Origin of the sequence: Mycobacterium sp. smrl_JER01, from assembly GCF_048513595.2 — a bacterium.
Lineage (GTDB): Bacteria > Actinomycetota > Actinomycetes > Mycobacteriales > Mycobacteriaceae > Mycobacterium.
The window spans coordinates 2768708-2787262 of record NZ_JBLXXK020000001.1; the positions used below are offsets into that span (position 1 = coordinate 2768708).

15 protein-coding genes are annotated in these 18555 nt (G+C 67.7%); 11 read left to right on the top strand and 4 right to left on the bottom strand.

From position 1 onward, the window contains the following. The first annotated feature begins 228 nt into the window (after nt 1–228). A complete protein-coding gene (ileS, locus tag ACNUDN_RS13125) occupies nt 229–3465 on the top strand; it encodes an isoleucine--tRNA ligase (RefSeq protein WP_419122349.1) in 3237 nt (1078 codons plus the stop codon). Between the two features lie 64 nt (nt 3466–3529). Here the strand turns inward: ileS and ACNUDN_RS13130 are convergent, their stop codons facing one another. Then, nucleotides 3530–3793 (bottom strand): RNA-binding S4 domain-containing protein, encoded by a 264-nt coding sequence (locus ACNUDN_RS13130; RefSeq protein WP_419122350.1) that lies wholly within the window; start codon nt 3791–3793, stop codon nt 3530–3532. An 8-nt stretch (nt 3794–3801) separates the two neighbouring features. Between ACNUDN_RS13130 and ACNUDN_RS13135 the strand changes: the two genes are divergently transcribed. Continuing rightward, nucleotides 3802–5166 carry a DNA polymerase IV gene (locus tag ACNUDN_RS13135; protein ID WP_419122351.1) on the top strand — a complete coding sequence of 455 codons (1365 nt, stop codon included), beginning with the start codon at nt 3802–3804 and terminating at the stop codon, nt 5164–5166. A gap of 9 nt (nt 5167–5175) precedes the next feature. Here the strand turns inward: ACNUDN_RS13135 and ACNUDN_RS13140 are convergent, their stop codons facing one another. Continuing rightward, nucleotides 5176–6099 carry an asparaginase gene (locus ACNUDN_RS13140; protein WP_419122352.1) on the bottom strand — a complete coding sequence of 308 codons (924 nt, stop codon included), beginning with the start codon at nt 6097–6099 and terminating at the stop codon, nt 5176–5178. Nucleotides 6100–6141: 42 nt separating this feature from the next. On the opposite strand from ACNUDN_RS13140, the gene lspA reads away from it, so the two are divergent. The 6 genes from lspA to ACNUDN_RS13170 all read left to right on the top strand — a co-directional run bounded on the left by lspA (nt 6142) and on the right by ACNUDN_RS13170 (nt 14452). Continuing rightward, nucleotides 6142–6738, top strand: coding sequence for a signal peptidase II (gene lspA, locus ACNUDN_RS13145; protein WP_419122353.1), 597 nt, complete (start codon nt 6142–6144; stop codon nt 6736–6738). Next, complete coding sequence (locus ACNUDN_RS13150) at nt 6735–7661, top strand: RluA family pseudouridine synthase (RefSeq protein ID WP_419122354.1); 927 nt, start codon at nt 6735–6737, stop codon at nt 7659–7661. The genes lspA and ACNUDN_RS13150 overlap by 4 nt, the downstream gene beginning before the upstream one ends. Next, entirely contained in the window at nt 7658–8548 is an 891-nt protein-coding gene (gene rarD / locus ACNUDN_RS13155) for an EamA family transporter RarD (RefSeq protein WP_419122355.1), read from the top strand. The genes ACNUDN_RS13150 and rarD overlap by 4 nt, the downstream gene beginning before the upstream one ends. A 53-nt stretch (nt 8549–8601) precedes the next feature. Beyond that, entirely contained in the window at nt 8602–9303 is a 702-nt protein-coding gene (locus ACNUDN_RS13160; protein WP_419122356.1) for a TetR/AcrR family transcriptional regulator, read from the top strand. Between the two features lie 71 nt (nt 9304–9374). Beyond that, on the top strand, nt 9375–12929 hold the full coding sequence (gene dnaE, locus ACNUDN_RS13165; protein ID WP_419122357.1) for a DNA polymerase III subunit alpha: 3555 nt from the start codon (nt 9375–9377) through the stop codon (nt 12927–12929). A gap of 5 nt (nt 12930–12934) precedes the next feature. Further along, entirely contained in the window at nt 12935–14452 is a 1518-nt protein-coding gene (locus tag ACNUDN_RS13170) for a glycosyltransferase family 39 protein (RefSeq protein ID WP_419122358.1), read from the top strand. Nucleotides 14453–14470: 18 nt separating this feature from the next. Here ACNUDN_RS13170 and ACNUDN_RS13175 read toward each other — a convergent pair whose 3' ends face one another. Further along, entirely contained in the window at nt 14471–14701 is a 231-nt protein-coding gene (locus ACNUDN_RS13175) for a hypothetical protein (RefSeq protein WP_419122359.1), read from the bottom strand. Between the two features lie 145 nt (nt 14702–14846). On the opposite strand from ACNUDN_RS13175, the gene ilvA reads away from it, so the two are divergent. Continuing rightward, nucleotides 14847–16136: a threonine ammonia-lyase IlvA gene (gene ilvA, locus ACNUDN_RS13180; protein WP_419122360.1), complete on the top strand. Its 1290-nt coding sequence runs from the start codon at nt 14847–14849 to the stop codon at nt 16134–16136. A 24-nt stretch (nt 16137–16160) separates the two neighbouring features. On the opposite strand, the gene ACNUDN_RS13185 is transcribed toward ilvA, so the two are convergent. Further along, nucleotides 16161–16856: a GntR family transcriptional regulator gene (locus ACNUDN_RS13185; protein WP_419122361.1), complete on the bottom strand. Its 696-nt coding sequence runs from the start codon at nt 16854–16856 to the stop codon at nt 16161–16163. 75 nt (nt 16857–16931) lie between these two features. On the opposite strand from ACNUDN_RS13185, the gene ACNUDN_RS13190 reads away from it, so the two are divergent. Both ACNUDN_RS13190 and ACNUDN_RS13195 read left to right on the top strand, forming a co-directional pair. Continuing rightward, the gene (locus tag ACNUDN_RS13190; protein WP_419122362.1) at nt 16932–17738 is read left to right on the top strand and encodes an HpcH/HpaI aldolase family protein; all 807 of its coding nucleotides are present in this window, start codon (nt 16932–16934) and stop codon (nt 17736–17738) included. Continuing rightward, nucleotides 17735–18538 (top strand): carbon-nitrogen hydrolase family protein, encoded by an 804-nt coding sequence (locus tag ACNUDN_RS13195; RefSeq protein WP_419122363.1) that lies wholly within the window; start codon nt 17735–17737, stop codon nt 18536–18538. Before ACNUDN_RS13190 ends, ACNUDN_RS13195 begins: the two co-directional genes overlap by 4 nt. The last annotated feature ends 17 nt before the right edge of the window (nt 18539–18555 follow it).

Sequence of the window (18555 nt, forward strand, 5' to 3'; positions counted from 1 at the left end):
CTAAACTGGGCCGATCGGCGTCGATCCGGCCATCACCGGGGAGCCTTCGGAAGAACGGCGGGACGTTCGCGTCCACGCCTACTAGAACCGAACGGGTGGGCCCGTCATCGCCCTGACTTGAGCGGCGCACCCCGTGTGCGCAAGCGGGGTGGTACCGCGGCGCTCGCGCACCGGCGCGACGTTCGTCCCCGTGCCTGTACGAGACCTGGCACGAGGAGTACGACGTCCGTGACCGCATATCCGAAGCCCGCCGCCGGCGCACCGAAGTTCCCGGCGCTGGAAACCGATGTGCTCAGCTTCTGGGACTCCGACGACACCTTCCGGGCCAGTGTGGCGCGGCGAGAAGGTGCGCCCGAATACGTCTTCTATGACGGGCCGCCGTTCGCCAACGGGCTACCGCACTACGGACATCTGCTCACCGGGTACGTCAAGGACATCGTGCCCAGGTACCGCACCATGCGCGGTTACAAGGTGGAACGCCGGTTCGGGTGGGACACCCACGGTCTTCCGGCCGAACTGGAGGTCCAGCGCCAGCTCGGCATCACCGACAAGGCCCAGATCGAAGCCATGGGCATCGAGAAGTTCAACGATGCGTGCCGCGAGTCGGTGCTCAAGTACACCTCCGAGTGGCGCGACTACGTCACCCGGCAGGCGCGCTGGGTGGACTTCGACAACGATTACAAGACTCTCGACATCGGCTTCATGGAGTCGGTGCTGTGGGTGTTCAAGCAACTCTGGGACAAGGGGCTGGCCTACGAGGGCAACCGGGTGCTGCCGTACTGCTGGAACGACGAGACCCCGCTGTCCAGCCATGAGCTGCGGATGGACGACGACGTCTACCAGAGCAGGCAGGACCCGGCCTTGACCGTCGGATTCCGAATCGAGCGCTTGCGCGAGGATCAGACCGGTGACCTGGCGGGCGCACATCTGTTGATCTGGACCACCACACCGTGGACGCTGCCGTCCAACCAGGCGGTGGCGGTCAACCCCGACGTCGCCTATGTGATGGTCGAGGCCGATGGCCGGCGTTTCGTGCTCGCCGAGGCCCGTCTCGGGGCGTACGCACGCGAACTCGGTGACGAACCCACCGTCGTGGCGACCTTCGCGGGCCGGGACCTGGTCGGTGCGCGGTACGCGCCGCCGTTCCCGTATTTCATGGACTCACCCAACGCGTTCCGGGTGCTGCCCGCCGACTTCGTCAGCACCGAGGACGGCACCGGCCTGGTGCATATGTCCCCGGCCTACGGCGAGGACGATATGGCCACCGCGCAGGCCGGTGGCATCGACGCGGTGACCCCGGTGGACGCCAAGGGCCGCTTCGACGCCAGCGTCCCGGATTACGCGGGCCAGCACGTCTTCGACGCCAACCCGCAGATCATCCGTGACCTCAAGAACGGCACCGGGGCGGCCGCCGCCAACGGCGCGGTGTTGCTGCGTCACGACACCTACGAGCACTCCTATCCGCACTGCTGGCGCTGCCGCAATCCGCTGATCTATCGGGCGGTGTCGTCGTGGTTCATCAAGGTGATCCAGTTCCGCGACCGCATGGTCGAGCTGAACCAGGAGATCACCTGGTATCCCGACCACGTCAAGGACGGGCAGTTCGGCAAGTGGCTGGCCGGTGCGCGGGACTGGTCCATCTCGCGGAATCGGTACTGGGGCACGCCGATCCCGGTGTGGAAGTCCGATGACCCGGCCTACCCGCGGATTGACGTCTACGGCAGCCTCGACGAACTCGAGCGGGACTTCGGGGTTCGGCCGGACAATCTGCACCGGCCCTTCATCGACGAGCTGACCCGGCCCAACCCCGATGACCCGACCGGCAAGTCCACGATGCGGCGCATCGAGGATGTGCTCGACGTCTGGTTCGACTCCGGGTCGATGCCGTACGGGCAGGTGCACTACCCGTTCGAGAACGCCGAGTGGTTCGCCGGCGGGGCGGGCGAGGAGGCCCACTTTCCCGGTGACTTCATCGTCGAGTACATCGGGCAGACCCGCGGCTGGTTCTACACGTTGCACATCCTGGCGACCGCGCTGTTCGACCGGCCGGCGTTTCGCACGTGTGTGTCGCACGGCATCGTGCTCGGCAACGACGGCCAGAAGATGAGCAAGTCGCTGCGCAACTATCCCGACGTCTCGGAGGTGTTCGACCGCGACGGCTCCGACGCGATGCGGTGGTTCCTGATGGCCTCACCGATCCTGCGGGGCGGCAACCTGATCGTGACCGAACAGGGCATCCGCGACGGTGTGCGCCAGGTGCTGCTCCCGCTGTGGAATGCCTACACGTTCCTGGCGCTCTACGCTCCGCAGAAGGGCACCTGGCGCACCGACTCCACCCATGTGCTGGACCGCTACATCCTGGCCAAACTCGCGGTGCTGCGTGACGATCTCACCGCGTCGATGGACGTCTGCGACATCTCGCAGGCCTGCGACCAGCTCCGGCAGTTCACCGAAGCGCTGACGAACTGGTATGTGCGACGGTCACGTTCGCGGTTCTGGGAAGAGGATCGCGATGCCATCGACACGCTGCACACCGTGCTGGAGGTGACGAGCCGGCTCGCGGCCCCGTTGCTGCCGCTGATCACCGAGGTGATCTGGCGCGGTGTCACCGGCGAGCGGTCGGTGCACCTGACCGATTGGCCGGAGGCCGGTGTGCTGCCGGTCGATCCGCAGCTGGTCGCCGATATGGACCTGGTTCGCGAGGTCGCGTCGGCGGGTTCGTCGCTGCGCAAGGCCAAGAGGTTGCGGGTGCGCCTACCGCTGCCCAAATTGACTGTCGCCGTGGAGGATCCGCATCGCCTCGAGCCCTACCGTGACCTGATCGCCGACGAGCTGAACGTCAAGGCCGTCGAGCTCACCGACGACATCGCTGCGCACGGCCGGTTCGAGCTCGCCGTCAACGCCCGCGTCGCCGGGCCGCGCATCGGCAAGGACGTGCAGGCAGCGATCAAGGCGGTCAAGGCGGGCGAGGGGGTTCTCAACGCCGACGGAACGCTGACCGCGGGTCCGGCCGTGCTGCAGCCCGAGGAGTACAGCTCCCGGTTGGTGGCCGCCGACCCCGAGTTCACCGCCGCACTGCCCGACGGCGTCGGCCTGGTGGTGCTCGACGGGACCGTCACTGCGGAGCTGGAAGCCGAGGGGTGGGCGCGTGACATGGTTCGCGAGATCCAGGAGTTCCGTCGCCGCTGTGAGCTGGACATCAGCGACCGGATCGTCCTGCAACTGGGCGTACCTGAGCTTCCCGACGGTTGGCACGAAGGCCTGAGGGGTTTGATCGCCAACGAGGTGCTGGCGCGTGAACTGACGATCGAGCCCGACCCGGACCTCCAGCTCACCTCCGAGCCCGGCGATGCGTCCGACGCCGAGGGTTTCCAGGCGACCGACGATCCGAACGTCTTCCTCGGCAGAGTGGGACGTGGCTACCCGGTGCGTCTAGAGCGGCTAGTTGCGCCGAGGGTGCATTGACGGTCGTCTTGCATGGTTGGGTGCAACCGTGGGTGCACCTTCGCGCGTCCCGGGCGCTCCCGAGCTAACCCTCGGGATCAATGGGGGACTCGGCCTCGGCGACCACACGGGCGGAGCGCCCGGCGGCCACGACGACATCGCCGGGGCGCAGCTGCCTGCCCCGTCGCAGTTCGACATCGCCGTTCACGGTGACCAGCCCGTCGGCGATGAGCGATTTGGCGTCGGCACCGGTATCGATCAGATCGGCGAGCTTGAGGAACTGGCCCAGGCGGATCGACTCGTCGCGGATCGGGACATCAGACACGCAGGCAACGCTAGCGCCTAGCATCTCGGGATGTGGCCGCCCGATGGGTCCTGCACCTGGACATGGATGCGTTCTTCGCATCTGTGGAGCAGCTGACCCGGCCGACGCTGCGTGGGCGTCCGGTGTTGGTCGGCGGCCTGGGCGGGCGCGGCGTGGTGGCCGGTGCCAGCTATGAAGCCCGGGTGTTCGGTGCCCGCTCGGCGATGCCGATGCATCAGGCGCGCCGGCTCGTCGGTGCCGCGGCGGTCGTCCTGCCGCCCCGCGGCGTCGTCTACGGGCTGGCCAGCCGCCGGGTCTTCGAGACGGTCCGTGCGAAAGTTCCTGTGCTCGAACAGCTGTCGTTCGATGAGGCGTTCGGTGAGCCCGCCGAGTTGGTCGGCGCCGCGCCGGCCGAGGTGGCCGGGTTCTGTGAACAGCTGCGCGCCGAGGTTGCCGCGACGACCGGGTTGACCGCCTCGGTCGGAGCCGGGTCCGGTAAGCAGCTGGCCAAGATCGCGTCGGGTCTGGCCAAGCCGGACGGTGTCACGGTGGTGGCCCGCGATCAGGAGCGGGCGCTGCTCGACGGCCTGCCGGTGCGCCGGTTGTGGGGTATCGGCCCGGTGGCCGAGGAGAAGTTGCACCGGCTCGGCATCGAGACCATCGGCGAGTTCGCCGCGCTCACCGACGTCGAGGTGGCCAACATCCTGGGGCCGACAGTCGGACCCGCCCTGCACCGACTCGCCCGCGGCATCGACGACCGGCCGGTCGCCGAGAACGCGCCCGCCAAGCAGATCAGCGCGGAGTCGACGTTCGCCACGGACCTGACCACGATGGCGCAGCTCGTCGACGCGGCCGGGCCGATCGGTGAGCACGCCCACCGGCGACTGCTCAAGGACGGCCGCGGCGCACGCACCGTCACGGTGAAGCTGAGGAAGTCCGATATGAGCATCCTGACGCGGTCGGCCACCTTGCCCTACGCCACCACAGACGCGGGAACCCTGATCGCCACCGCGCGCCGGCTGATGCTCGATCCGGTGGACATCGGACCCATTCGCCTTGTCGGGGTGGGATTCTCCGGGTTGTCGGAGGTCCAGCAGGATTCGTTGTTTCCCGACCTCGGGCTGATCGCCACCGAGGAGGGGTCCGGCGGCGGCCCATCGGCGCCGTCCGCGGACCCGGTCTCGCCGTCACCGGCGTGGCGCGTCGGTGACGATGTCGTGCACACCGATCTCGGTCACGGTTGGGTGCAGGGCGCCGGGCACGGTGTGCTCACCGTGCGCTTCGAGACTCGAAGCAGCGGGCCCGGTCCCGCGCAGACGTTCCGCGCCGAGGACTCTGCCCTGAGCAAGGCGAACCCGGTCGACAGCCTGGACTGGCCGGAATTCGTCGAACATGTCGCTAACCAGAACGCCTCGTAGCCAACCCGGTCAGCCCCAGCGTGCGAACACCTGCTGCGGAGCGACCCCGGCAGTGAGCGCCGCCATCAGCAGCACCCGGGCCTGGGGCGGCCGTACTCGGGGAGCCACCAACGCCCCGGCGTCGAGGAGCTCGCGCCCGGGACCGTAACCGGGGCTGACCTCTCCGCCGGGTACACGCGTGGACACGGCGACCGCGACACCAGCGCGGCAGTGCCGGCGAACGCCGTCGATCAGTGCGGCACCGGCGTTGCCCGAACCGAGCCCCTCCAGCACGATGCCCTGCGCTCCGGCCGCCACGCAGGCGTCGAGCGCCACGGTGTCGGCGCCGGGGTAGGCGACGACGATGTCCACCCGCGGCGCGTCGGCGGCGCGCAGCGGCCCGAGGAAGGGCCGGGGCTTTGCGTGGTCGACGACGCGTCCGGCGAAGCTTTGCAGATCCGTGGTGGCCACCTTGTGCAGCCCGAGCGCCGCGAACACGGTACCGGCGAAGCTCACCACCACGCCGAGTCCGCGCGAGCCCGGACGGGCGGCGAACGTCAGTGCCGCGCGCAGGTTGGCAGGACCGTCGGGGTCGGGAGCGTCGGCGCTGCGCTGGGCGCCGGTCATCACCACGGGGACCGTTCCGTCGTAGGTGAGCTCCAACCAGAGGGCGGTCTCCTCCATCGTGTCGGTGCCATGGGTGACGACGATGCCGTCGGTCCCCGAAGCGGCCGCATCGCGCAGCGCGTCCCCGATCCGGTCCCAGTCGGGCGGGGTGAGCAGCGAGCTGTCCGTAGCGAGGACGTCGACGACGTCGAGGTCGAGGTCGACGCCGAGGTCGACGTCGAGGCCGTCGGTCAGGTCCGCGCCCGAGCTCGCCGGGCGCTTCACCCCGTCGGCGCCGGTGTGTGTCGAGATCGTGCCTCCGGTGGCGATGACAACCAGGCGACCCATGGGTGGAATTCTTGCGCACCGGCTCTTTGCGATGATGGGGGCGTGACAGATGAATCGTCGAGCCCGGCCGAGTCTGCGGCCGGGCCGGACCGTGCGGCCGGTATCGAGCCGACCTCGCCGTCGGTGCCGCGTCGGCTCCGCCTGCTGCTCACCGTCGCGGGGGTGGTGCTCGTTCTGGACATCGTCACCAAGGTGATCGCGGTCCGGCTGCTGACGCCGGGTCAGCCGGTGTCCATCATCGGCGACACCGTGACGTGGACTTTGGTGCGCAACTCCGGGGCCGCATTCTCGATGGCCACCGGCTACACCTGGGTCTTGACGCTGGTGGCTACCGGTGTGGTGTTCGGCATCATCTGGATGGGCCGGCGACTGGTGTCGCCCTGGTGGGCGCTGGGGTTGGGTCTGATCCTGGGTGGGGCGATGGGCAACCTGGTCGACCGCTTCTTCCGTTCACCGGGCCCACTGCGCGGCCACGTCGTCGACTTCCTGTCCATCGGCTGGTGGCCGGTGTTCAATGTGGCCGATCCCGCGGTGGTCGGCGGTGCCATCCTGCTGGTCGCGCTGTCGCTGTTCGGGTTCGATTTTGATTCCGTCGGGAGGCGGCGGCCGGACGGCGGCGAGGATTCCGGGAACGGATGACGACGCGGTCGATGCCCGTGCCCGAGGGGCTGGCGGGAATGCGGGTGGACGCCGGGCTGGCCCGACTGCTGGGCCTGTCGCGGACGGCCGCCGCTGCGATCGCCGAGCAGGGCGGGGTCGAGCTGGACGGCGCGCGGGCGGCCAAGTCGGACAAGTTGAACGCCGGCGCGTGGCTTGAGGTGCGGCTGCCCGAAGCGCCGGCGCCGGTGGAGAACACCCCGGTCGACATCGAGGGTATGGCGATCCTGTACTCCGATGACGACATCGTCGCGGTCGACAAACCTCCCGGTGTCGCGGCGCACGCCACTGTCGGTTGGCACGGACCGACGGTGCTCGGGGGTCTGGCGGCCGCCGGCTTTCGGATCAGCACGTCGGGTATCCACGAACGCCAGGGCATCGTGCACCGGCTCGACGTCGGTACCTCCGGAGTGATGGTGGTGGCGCTGTCCGAGCGGGCATACACCGTGCTCAAGCGGGCGTTCAAACAGCGCACGGTCGAGAAGCGCTACCACGCCCTCGTCCAGGGTCATCCGGACCCGTCCAGCGGCACCATCGACGCCCCCATCGGTCGGCACCGCGGACATGACTGGAAGTTCGCGGTCGTCGAGGGCGGCCGGCACAGTGTCACGCACTACGACACGCTGGAGGCGCACCAGGCGGCGAGTCTGCTCGACATCGAGCTCGAGACCGGACGCACCCATCAGATTCGGGTGCACTTCGCGGCGCTGCACCATCCCTGCTGCGGTGACCTGACCTACGGCGCGGACCCCAAGCTGGCGAAACGACTCGGGCTGGAACGGCAGTGGTTGCACGCCCGGTCGCTGGCCTTCGCGCACCCAGCCGACGGCAGGCGGGTCGAGATCACCAGCCCGTACCCGGCCGATCTGCAGCACGCGCTCGACGTGCTGCGTCGCCCTCAGTGAGATCGGGGCTGCTCTACGGCGCCGGCGCCTATCTGATGTGGGGCCTGTTCCCGGCGTTCTTCCCGTTACTGAAGCCGGCGGGCGCGGTCGAAGTTCTTGCCCACCGCATCATCTGGAGCTTCGCGCTGATGGTCCTGGTGGTCGCGGCGGTACGGCGACTCGGCGATATCCGCAGGATCGACCGGCGCACCTGGTTGTTGCTGGTCGCCGCGGCCGGGTTGATCTCGGTGAACTGGCTGATCTATGTCTACGCCGTGAACAACGGGCACGTCGTGGACGCCGCGCTGGGCTATTTCATCAACCCCCTGGTGTCGATCGCACTGGGTGTGCTCATCTTCCGCGAGAAGCTCAACCGCTGGCAGGCCGCTGCCCTGGGGATCGCGGTCGCCGCGGTGCTGATCCTGACGGTGCAATTGGGACAGCCGCCGGTGGTCGGACTCGGCCTGGCCTTCTCGTTCGGCCTCTATGGCGCGGTCAAGAAGTCGGTGCACACCGATCCCCGTGTCAGCGTCGGCATCGAGGCGGCGATCGCGGCGCCGTTCGCGATCGGTTTCCTTGCGGTACTGCAGGCGACCGGCGGCGGCACGCTCACCGGACACGGTGGCGGGCACGTCGCCCTGCTGGTCCTGTCGGGTGTGCTGACCGCGCTGCCCCTGCTGCTCTTCGCCGCCGCCGCGCAGCGGTTGGCACTGATCACGCTCGGGTTGCTGTTCTACATGACTCCCGTCATGCAGATGTCCTGGGGCGTGCTCGTCGGCAACGAGCCGATGCCGCCGCTGCGATGGGTTGGTTTCGCGCTGATCTGGCTGGCACTGCTGGTATTCACCACTGATGCGCTGCGGCGAGCGCGGGCAGAACGCCGGACCGTGCAGCCCGCCTCCACCTGATCTTTGCGCTCGTTGTCGTTGACCGGCCCGCAGCTATGCCCTAGCGTTTGCTCGTGGAGAACGACACTTCGCTGGCCCCCGATACCTCGGCGCTGCGCCGGCGCGGGCGTCCGGTAGGGGCCGACTCCGCGGCGACCCGCCGCACCATCATGGGTGCGGCCCGCGATCTGATCGCCGAACGTGGCTACCACGCGGCGACCTACCAGCAGATCGCCGTCCGGGCGGGGGTGAGCAGGCCGACCCTGCACTACTACTACGCCAGCCGCGAGGAGTTGTACGCGAAGCTGCTCGACGACATCCGGTTCCAGGTCGAGCGCTGCATCGCCGAGGCGATGCGCCACTGCTCCCTGCGTCGACAGTTGGCGGCCTTCATGGCCGAGATGCACCGGCTGGGGACGGCCGAGCCGAATCTGATGAAGGTGATCGTCACCGCGCGCATCGACCATCACCGCGGCGCGCACCGGCACGAGGCGGCCGTCGCCGTGGTGGCCACGGTGCACGCGTTCTACGACGCTGTGGTGGTGGACGCGATCCGGCGCGGGGAACTGGCCGCTGACACCGAGGCGCACGTGGTGGCCGACATGCTCGCTGCACTGTTCTGGGGATTCGGTTTTCACGTGGGTTTCGTCGGCGCCGGCCGGGATGCCGGGCACGAGGAGCGCGTCGGGGACGCGGCCGAGATTGCCAGGCAATTGATGCGGCTGCTCGACCGTGGGTTGCTGGGATCGCCGGTGCGGGCACCTGCCGACGTGTGAGCCGCCGAACGCGAGACACGCAGCCCGACACGCCGGGAGCTGTCGGCGGGCGGACTTAGACTGGCTTGCCTATGAGCGAGTCATTCGTGCATCTTCACAATCACACCGAGTACTCGATGCTCGACGGCGCCGCGAAGGTCCAGCCGATGCTGGCCGAGGCCCAGCGCCTGGAGATGCCGGCCATCGGCATGACCGATCACGGGAACATGTTCGGCGCCAGCGAGTTCTACAACGCCGCCACCGACGCAGGCATCAAGCCGATCATCGGTGTCGAGGCCTATATCGCCCCGGCGTCGAGGTTCGACACCAAGCGCGTGCTGTGGGGGGATCCCAGCCAGAAGAGCGACGACGTCTCGGGCAGCGGCTCGTACACCCACATGACGATGGTGGCCGAGAACGCCACCGGACTGCGCAACCTGTTCAAGCTGTCCTCGCTGGCATCGTTCGAAGGTCAGCTCGGCAAGTGGTCGCGCATGGACGCCGAGATCATCGCCGAACACGCCGAGGGAATCATCGCGACCACCGGGTGCCCGTCGGGGGAGGTGCAGACCCGGCTGCGGCTGGGGCACCGCCAGGAAGCCCTCGAGGCCGCCGCCAAATGGCGGGAGATCTTCGGTCCGCAGAACTTCTTCCTCGAGCTGATGGACCACGGTCTGGAAATCGAGCGACGGGTACGCGACGGCCTGCTGGAGATCGGCCAGAAGCTCGGGGTCCCGCCGCTGGCGACCAACGACTGCCACTACGTCACCCGCGAGGCGTCGCGCAACCATGAGGCGCTGCTGTGCGTGCAGACCGGCAAGACGTTGTCGGACCCGACCAGGTTCAAGTTCGACGGTGACGGCTACTTCCTCAAGTCCGCCGCCGAGATGCGCGCCCTGTGGGACGACCAGGTGCCGGGCGCGTGTGACTCGACACTGCTGATCGCCGAGCGGGTGCAGTCCTATGCCGAGGTGTGGGCCCCGCGCGACCGGATGCCGATCTTCCCCGTGCCCGCGGGTCACGACCAGGCATCCTGGCTCCATCACGAGGTGATGGCCGGGCTGCAACGACGTTGCTCGAACATGCCCGGGGGCGCGGTGCCCACGCAGTACGTCGACCGCGCCGAATACGAGATCAAGGTCATCTGCGACAAGGGCTTCCCGTCGTACTTCCTGATCGTGGCCGACCTGATCAACTATGCGAAGTCGGTGGACATCCGGGTCGGACCCGGCCGTGGTTCGGCGGCAGGTTCGCTGGTCGCGTATGCACTCGGCATCACCAACATCGACCCGATCCCGCACGGTCTGCTCTTCGAGCGCTTCCTCAACCCGGAACGCCCGTCGGCACCCGACATCGACATCGACTTCGACGACCGTCGTCGCGGCGAGATGCTGCGCTACGCGGCCAACAAGTGGGGTAGCGATCGCGTCGCCCAGGTCATCACCTTCGGCACCATCAAAACCAAGGCGGCGCTGAAGGATTCGGCACGCGTGAACTACGGACAGCCCGGGTTCGCGATCGCCGACCGGATCACCAAGGCGCTGCCGCCGCCGATCATGGCCAAGGACATCCCGCTCTCGGGCATCACCGACCCGAACCATGAGCGCTACAAGGAGGCCGCCGAGGTCCGCAGCCTGATCGACACCGATCCGGATGTTCGCACCATCTACGAGACCGCGCGCGGTCTCGAGGGTCTGGTCCGCAATGCCGGTGTGCACGCGTGCGCGGTGATCATGAGCTCCGAGCCGCTCATCGATGCGATCCCGTTGTGGCGGCGCCCGCAGGACGGCGCGGTCATCACCGGCTGGGACTATCCCTCATGCGAGGCCATCGGCCTGCTGAAGATGGACTTTCTGGGTCTGCGGAACCTGACGATCATCGGCGACTGCATCGAGAACATCAAGGCCAACCGCGGCGTCGACCTGGATCTGGAGTCGCTGGCACTCGACGACCCCAAGGCCTACGAACTGCTCGGCCGCGGCGACACGCTCGGGGTCTTCCAACTCGATGGCGGGCCGATGCGCGATCTGCTGCGCCGTATGCAGCCCACCGAATTCAACGACATCGTGGCGGTGCTCGCGCTGTACCGGCCGGGTCCCATGGGCATGAACGCCCACAACGACTATGCCGACCGCAAGAACGGGCGCCAGCCGATCACACCGATTCATCCCGAGCTTGAGGAACCGCTCAAGGAGATCCTCTCCGAGACCTACGGTCTGATCGTCTACCAAGAGCAGATCATGTTCATCGCCCAGAAGGTCGCCTCCTACACGATGGGCAAGGCCGACGCGCTGCGCAAGGCGATGGGTAAGAAGAAGCTCGAGGTGCTGGAGGCCGAGTACAAGGGCTTCCGCGAGGGCATGACCGCCAACGGGTTCTCCGAAGGCGCGGTGAAAGCCCTGTGGGACACCATCCTTCCGTTCGCCGGATATGCGTTCAACAAGTCCCATGCTGCCGGCTATGGTCTGGTCTCCTATTGGACGGCCTATCTGAAGGCCAACTACCCGGCCGAGTACATGGCCGGGTTGCTCACCTCCGTCGGAGACGACAAGGACAAGGCCGCGGTCTATCTCGCCGACTGCCGCAGGCTCGGCATCACGGTGCTGCCACCCGATGTCAACGAGTCGGTGCAGAACTTCGCCTCGGTGGGCAACGACATCCGTTTCGGGTTGGGCGCAGTGCGCAACGTCGGCGCCAACGTCGTCTCCTCGGTGGTGCGCACGCGCACCGAGAAGGGCAAGTACACCGACTTTTCGGACTACCTCAACAAGATCGACATCGCGGCCTGCACCAAGAAGGTGACGGAATCGTTGATCAAGGCGGGTGCTTTCGACTCGCTGGGGCATCCCCGAAAGGGCCTGTTCCTGGTGCATACCGATGCCGTGGACTCGGTGCTGGGCACCAAGAAGGCCGAGGCGATGGGACAGTTCGATCTGTTCGGCGGGGGCGACGGGTCGGACGCGGACTCGGGGGAGTCGGTGTTCACCATCAAGGTGCCCGACGAGGAGTGGGAGGACAAACACAAGCTCGCGCTGGAGCGGGAGATGCTCGGGCTCTACGTATCGGGTCACCCGCTCAACGGGATTGCGCATCTGCTCGCCGCGCAGGTCGACACCCAGATCCCGGCCATCCTCGACGGTGACGTCTCCAACGACACCCAGGTTCGCGTCGGAGGCATTCTTGCGTCGGTCAACCGCCGGGTGAACAAGAACGGTCTGCCCTGGGCGTCGGCTCAGATCGAGGACCTCACCGGCGGTATCGAGGTGCTGTTCTTCCCGCAGACGTATTCGATGTTCGGCGCCGAGATCGCCGACGACGTCGTCGTGCTGGTCGGTGCGAAGGTGGCGATCAGGGACGACCGCATCTCGCTGATCGCCAATGAGCTGATCGTTCCGGACTTCTCCAGCGCGCAGGTCAACAGGCCGGTTGCGGTGAGTCTGCCGACGCGGCAGTGCACCATCGACAAGGTGTCCGCGCTCAAACAGGTGTTGGCCCGCCACCCCGGCACGGCCCAGGTTCATCTCCGACTGATCAGCGGTGAACGTATCACCACGCTGGAGCTGGACCAGTCATTGCGGGTCACTCCGTCGTCGGCGTTGATGGGCGACCTCAAGGAGCTGTTGGGGCCCGGCTGCCTCGGCGGCTGACCGGTGTGGGGCGGTGGCTCGGGCGCAGCGATCGAGCCGACGCCGCACTGCTCGGTCTGACGGCCGCGGTCATCAGCGGCGCCGCCGCGGGCCGGCCCTCGCTGTGGGTGGACGAAGCCGCGACCCTGTCGGCGTCCACGCGATCGCTGGGTGAGTTGTGGGCACTCGTGCAGAACCTCGACGCGGTGCACGGGCTGTACTACCTGTTCATGCACGGGTGGTTTTCGGTCGTCCCGGTCACCGAGTTCTGGGCCCGGCTGCCCAGCGCGCTGGCGGTCGGTGTCGCAGGCTCGGGCGTGGTGGTGCTCGGCCGCCTGCTGTGTGCGCGGTCGGTGGGCGTCGCCGCCGGTGTCGTGTTCGCTGTGCTACCCCGCACCACGCTGGCGGGGATCGAGGCCCGCCCGTATGCCCTGACCATGGCGTGCGCGGTGTGGTCGACGGTGCTGCTCATCGTCGCCGTGCGCCGGGACCGAACCCGTTTCTGGGTCGGGTACACCGCGGCGCTGGCTGTCACGGCCGCGCTCAACATCGTGGTGCTGCTCGTCCTCGCCGCACACGCGGTCGTGCTTGTGGTGCTCGCCGCCCCGCGGCCGGTGGTGGTGAGGTGGGCGATCGCCACCGGTGCCGCGGTGGTTGCCCTCTCGCCGTTGCTGGTGCTGATTGTCGCCCAGCAGGGGCAGATCGGCTGGATCTGGCCCGTCAGTGCGGTGACGCTCGGCCAGTTCTTCGGCGAACAGTATTTCCCGTCGGTCTATTCAGACGGGCTACGCGCCGTCGGTCCGGACCAAGAGCAGTTCACCGGCGAGCAACTCGCGGTGGCGGTCTGGGCGTGGGCCCGGGTGGCCCCGCTGATGGTCGTGGTCATGGTGGTGGCCGGGCTCGCTGTGCGGATGCGCGCGCGGGCCGCGACAGTTCTCGGTACCAGCCCGCGACCGCTGGTGTGCACCGCGGCGGTGTGGACAGTGGCGCCGACCGTGGTGCTGATCGGGTACTCCGTGGCCGCACGACCCGTGTATCAACCCCATTACCTGTCGTTCACCGCCCCCGGTGTGGCGCTGCTGGTGGGCGTCGCCGTGGTGATCGTGGCCCGAGACACCCGACCGACGGTGGCCCTGCTGGTGCTGATCGCGGTCTGCGCGCTGCCGAACTACGTGGCTCAGCGCGGCGTCTACGCCAAATTCGGATCGGACTACAGCCAGGTGGCTGACGTGCTCTCGTCCGAGGGGGCGCCCGGTGACTGTCTGATCATCGACGACGCCGCACCGCCGTCGCTGTCCGATGCGCTCGAGGGAGCACGTGCCCGGCATCGGGACGGATTGCGGGACGGGGGTCGCGCGCCGGGTGCGGCGCAGCGCGGGGAGCTGTTCGGCGAGCGGGTTCCGGCCCGGGCGTGGGCCGACGAGCTGCGAACATGCGGGGTGCTGTGGACGGTGACCGATCGAGATCGGGGAGTTCCCGCGGGCTTCCGAACGGTCCAGCGCTGGACGTTCAATCAGACTGAGGTGATCCGATCGGTGCGCTGACTGGATGGCCGCGGGTGGTCAGCGACGCACAGCGTGCAGGATCCTGAGGCCCCACCACGCCAGGATGGCCACGCCGGCACCGCTGAGCACTGCTGACCCGGCGGACAGCGTGGCGGCACCGACCACGAGGAACACGAACAATCCGGCCAGCAGGGAGACCACCTTGTAGGTGGGCCACGGCACACCGGCTACCGAAATCGAGCCGGCCGGCGAAGCCACGGCGGCCCGGAACTGTTCGGCGGTCGTCATCCGACCACGATAGCTCTCATCTTAGATTTCGGCTACCCGAAAACTTGGTTGCGGCGGGTACGTTTTCCCTCCCTGGCCGAGCCGTCCGATGGGGCGCCGATTCCGGCATTTCGCCTGTGACGGGGTGCGGTGGCACCATTGTCCGGTGTCCACAGAGCTGAGCCATAGCCCTCGTATCGATCCCGCCGCGCCGTTGCGTGCCGCGGACATCGACGAGGCGGCCCGGCGAATTTCGGGCGTGGTGTCGACGACGCCACTGCAATTCAGCGACCGGCTGTCGGCGTTGACCGGCGCGCAGGTCTACCTCAAACGCGAGGACCTGCAGCCGGTGCGGTCGTACAAGCTACGCGGTGCCTACAACCTGCTCATGCAGCTCAGCAATGAGGAGAAGTCGGCCGGGGTGGTCTGCTCCTCTGCGGGCAACCATGCGCAGGGTTTCGCGCTGGCCTGCCGATCGATGGGAATCCGCGGCCGCGTGTACGTGCCGGCCAAGACTCCCAAGCAAAAGCGCAACCGAATCCTCTATCACGGCGGCGAGTTCATCGAGTTGATCGTCGGGGGTAAGACCTACGACCTGGCGGCACAAGCCGCGGCCCAGGACGTGGCGCGCAGCGGGGCCACGTTGGTGCCGCCCTACGACGACCTGCGCACGATGGCTGGACAGGGCACGATCGCCGTGGAGATCCTGGATCAGCTCGGCGCCGAACCGGATCTGGTCGTGGTCCCGGTCGGCGGCGGCGGATGTATCAGCGGCATCACCACCTATCTGGCCGAACGGACCGCGACGACATCGGTGCTCGGTGTCGAACCCTCCGGCGCGGCGGCGCTGGTGGCCGCGTTGGCCAAGGGTGAGCCCGTGACGCTGGAGCAGGTCGACCAGTTTGTCGACGGTGCCGCCGTGGCGCGGGTCGGTGCGAGACCGTTCGAGGCGCTCTCTGCGGCCGGCGACATGGTGTCGATCACGACCGTCGATGAGGGTGCGGTCTGTACTGCGATGCTCGACCTCTACCAGAACGAGGGCATCATCGCCGAGCCCGCCGGTGCGCTGTCGGTGGCCGCCCTGCTGGACGCCGACATCGCGCCCGGCTCGACGGTGGTGTGCCTGATCTCGGGTGGAAACAACGACGTGTCCCGCTACGGCGAGGTCCTGGAGCGTTCGTTGGTACACCTCGGGCTCAAGCACTACTTCCTGGTCGACTTTCCGCAGGAGCCGGGGGCGCTGCGCAAGTTCCTCGACGAGGTGCTCGGACCGAACGACGACATCACGCTGTTCGAATACGTCAAGCGCAACAACCGGGAGACCGGTGAGGCACTGGTCGGGATCGAGATGGCGTCGGCGTCGGACCTGGAGGGGCTGCTGGCGCGGATGGAGTCCTCGGAGTGCCACGTCGAGTTGCTCGAACCGGGTTCGCCGACCTACCGGTACCTGACCTGAGCCGCCGGGCGCCCGGCGGGTCTGCTATCGGTGGGTGACGCGTCGGGTCGTGCCGTCGAAGGCGTTGACCAACTCCGGTATCTCCCGCAGATGCCGTCGTAGCACGTCCACGCTGGCCTCGCCGTCGTTGCGGGTCAGGGCATCGATGAGCTCGCGGTGTTCGTGCTCGATCGTGGTGAGTCGGGCAGGCGCCTCCACGAGGGTTCGGGTACCCAGGCGCACCTGGCGCGGCTGCAGTGCGTCGTAGAGTTCGGCGATGACCGCATTGCGTTGATGGCGCACGATCGCCGAATGGAACAGCTGGTCGAGTTGGGCGAACCTGTTCCAGTCGCGCGCCTGTCCGGCGTGTTCCATCTCGGCGACCAGCTGGTGGGCGACCTCTGGTACGCCGGCCTCCCGCTGGCAGATCGTGCGCAGCGCGTCGGATTCCAGCAGAAGGCGCGCCTGGTATATCTCGCGCATCTCGGCGGCCGTGACCACACGGACCTGTGCTCCCCGCCGAGGGACCAGGTCGACGTAGCGCTCCACCTGTAGCCGCTGCAGTGCTTCCCGCACCGGCGTCCTGGAGGTGTTCACCCGGTTGGCCAGTGCGACCTCGTCGATGAACTCTCCCTCGGCGAACTCGCCGTTGAGGATCGCGTCCCGGATCCACTCGTAGGCGCGCTGGCCGGCTGACGTTTTGACGGCTCCCGCGACGTCGCGGGGCCCGATGACGGACATGCCAAGTATTCAACCATTTACACGGTGTGCATTCTTCATGTATACAAAGTGTCGACATGTTGTGTTCTCCGTAACGTGACGAGAGGCGTCCTGTTGACATCACTTTCCGAGCGGCCCGAGCGCCTCCGGCCGCGCGTGGCGATCTGGCTGAGCGAGCCCTCGACGGCGGCTGTGGAGATGGGGGTGCTTGCCGGCTACGACACCGTGGTGCTCGACATCGAGCACGGGCTGTTCGACCTGCGAGCGCTCGACAGCATCATCCCGTTCATTCGGGCCAAGGGGATGCAGGTCATCGCGAAGGTGCTCGGACCGGAGCGGGGACCCATCCAGCAGGCGCTCGACTTCGGTTCCGATGCGGTGGCCGTGCCGCACATCACCTCTGCTGCCCACGCGGCCGAGATCTGCGGGTTCGCGAAGTTCCCGCCGCTGGGCGATCGTTCTTTCGCCGGCGGCCGAACCTCGGACTACCGGGGCTTCAGCGATGACTGGGTGACGGCACAGGATCGAAACACCAAGTGCTACGCCATGATCGAGGATGCCTCGGCGTTCGAGACCGTCAAGCAGATCCTGGACCTACCCGTAGTCGACGGCATCTTCGTCGGACCCTCGGACCTGTCGCTGCGCCGTGGCCGGGGCGCCTACACGGTGACCGAGGCCGATCTCGCCGATATCCGCCAACTGGCCCGCGCGGCGCGGGCCGCAGGCAAGCCCTGGCTGCTGCCGGCGTGGAGTCAGGCCGAGCAGCGGCTGGCGCTGGAAGAGGATGCGCACACGATCGTCGCCTCCATGCAGTACGCGGCAATGCTGTCCGGTTTCACTGCGACCCTGGCGACCCTGCAGAACCTTCAGAAGATCCACGACGATGTCAGGAGTGCCCGATGAGTTTGACCGCTGCGATAGCGCAGTTCGCCCCGTCCGACGACAAGGCCGCAAACGTCGAGGCGATCGTCGGCCTGCTCGAACAGGCCGCTGCGAGAAACGCCCAGCTGGTGGTTCTGCCCGAGTATGCCGTGTTCACCGTTCCCACCATGGACGACCGGTTCGTCGATACCGCCGAAGCGCTGGACGGGCCGTCGGTCTCGAGGTTGGTCGAGGCGTCGGCCGGGCTCGACTTGACCGTCGTCGTGGGGGTCAACGAAGCCGCCGAACCGGGACGGATCCACAACACCTTGGTGGGCATCCAGAACGGGGAGATCGCCGCGGTCTACCGCAAGGTCCACCTCTACGACGCATTCGGCTACAAAGAGTCCGATCGTGTCATCGCCGCTGATCCGGGCACTCCACAACTGCTGGAAGTCAACGGGTTTCGAGTCGGAATGCAGACCTGCTACGACCTACGCTTCCCCGAGACGTCACGCACGCTCGTCGATGCCGGCGCCGATGTGATCGCGCTGCCCGCCGAATGGGTGCCCGGCCCGCTCAAGGAGTACCACTGGAACACCCTGCTGCGGGCGCGAGCCATCGAGAACACCGTCTACGTGCTCGCCGCAGACCAGATCGCACCTGCCGGTTCGGGCAACAGCGTCATCCTCGACCCGATGGGAATCCCCCTGGCCGGTCTCGGTGAGGCCGCAGGTGTCGGTGTGGCGCTGTTGGAACGCAGTCGTCTCGATGCGGTCCGCACCGTGAACCCGGCGCTCAGTCTGCGTCGTTACCGGGTCCGGCCGGGGGACGTGGCGTGATCCCGGGGGCCTGCGGG